The sequence below is a fragment of the Corallococcus llansteffanensis genome (assembly GCF_003612055.1).
In the GTDB taxonomy this organism is placed as follows: Bacteria; Myxococcota; Myxococcia; order Myxococcales; family Myxococcaceae; genus Corallococcus; species Corallococcus llansteffanensis.
Map to the genome: position 1 here is coordinate 1 of NZ_RAWB01001040.1, position 1235 is coordinate 1235.

3 protein-coding genes are annotated in these 1235 nt (G+C 70.0%); 1 reads left to right on the top strand and 2 read right to left on the bottom strand.

The window, feature by feature from the left end:
* Window positions 1–435, top strand: a 435-nt coding sequence (lptE, locus tag D7V93_RS43155; RefSeq protein ID WP_244237855.1) for an LPS assembly lipoprotein LptE, incomplete at its 5' end; no start/stop codon positions are given.
* A 46-nt stretch (window positions 436–481) separates the two neighbouring features.
* Here the strand turns inward: lptE and rpsT are convergent.
* Together rpsT and D7V93_RS45685 are read right to left on the bottom strand one after the other, a co-directional pair.
* Complete coding sequence (gene rpsT, locus D7V93_RS43160; protein WP_120616276.1) at window positions 482–748, bottom strand: 30S ribosomal protein S20; 267 nt, start codon at window positions 746–748, stop codon at window positions 482–484.
* A 140-nt stretch (window positions 749–888) separates the two neighbouring features.
* A partial coding sequence (locus D7V93_RS45685) for a VOC family protein (protein ID WP_167509558.1) occupies window positions 889–1235 on the bottom strand: 347 nt, incomplete at its 5' end.

The following is a 1235-nucleotide window of genomic DNA, read 5'->3' on the forward strand; positions in this document are numbered from 1 at the left end:
TGTGGCTACCGCTTCACGCCGTGGGGCTCGGCGCTGCCGGAGGGCGTGGGGCAGGTGTGCGCGCCCATCTTCGCCAATGAGACGCCGGAGCCCGCGCTGGAGAACCTCTTCACGCGCTACCTGCGCCAGCAGCTCATCCAGGCAGGGCGCCTGGCCAGCGCGCCGGGCTGCACGTCCACGGTGGAGGGGGCGGTGCTGAACGTCTGGGCGTCACCGACCATCATCGGCAACAACTACCGCGTCTCCACGACCGTGCGGCTGCGCCTCGTGAAGGAGGGGCAGTTGCTGGCGGAGACGGTGGTGTCGGGCACGGAGGACTACCTCCAGGGCCGGGGCAACGTCCTGGAAGCCGAGGCCAACCGTCAGGCCGCGCTCGCACGCCTGGCGGAGACGCTCATGCGTGACGGGTACGACAGGCTCGCCAGTACCTGGTGAGGACCGGGGAGCCCGGTCCTCAACGCGGACGGTACTGGCGGGTCGACTAGGCCGACTTCTTCGCGGCGGCCTTGGCCAGCCGGGAGATGCGGCGCGAGGCGGTGCGCTTGTGGAGGACGCCCTTGCTGGCCGCCTTGTTGAGGGTCTTGGAAGCCGCCTTGAGCGCGTCCGTCGTCTTCGTGCCGTCCTTGGAGGCAATGGCCTCGCGGGCGGACTTGACGGCGTCCTTCACCGACGTCCGGACATTCACATTCCGGGCGCGGCGCTTCAGGGACTGGCGGTAACGCTTCTCTGCAGACTTGGTGTTCGCCAAGGCAATGCTCCAGCGGAAGGCAAGGCAAGGAAAAAGAGGGGCCGTCCTTACTGCGACGCCCCCGTTGCGTCAAGGCACGCGTGCAAGCGCGATCAGGATTTCCGGTTCCGGCACGGCCCTGGACGCCGTTCAGGGGAGAATCAAACCGGCGGGGAGGCGTATTCCCACATCAGCCCCGCGGGGTCCTGGAACTTCAGGCCCTCCCCGGGGCCCGACACGATGCTGCGAGGATGCTGGGCTTGTAGCAGGTCCTTCAGCCGGATGACGGCCGCCGGCGAAGGCGCCTCCAGGGTCAGGGTGACCGGAGCAGGGGCCGAAGCTGCGGCCGGAGCGCCTGGCGTGAAGACGAGCCCCAGGCCCGCGCCCGCGTAGGCCGCCGTGCCGTCCGGGGAGCGCGCCGGGGTCCAGCCCAGCCAGGAGGCCACCTTGTCCCAGAAGGCCCGCTGGGCCGCTACGTCCGGCACGGCGAAGCGCAGGGTGGCCACCG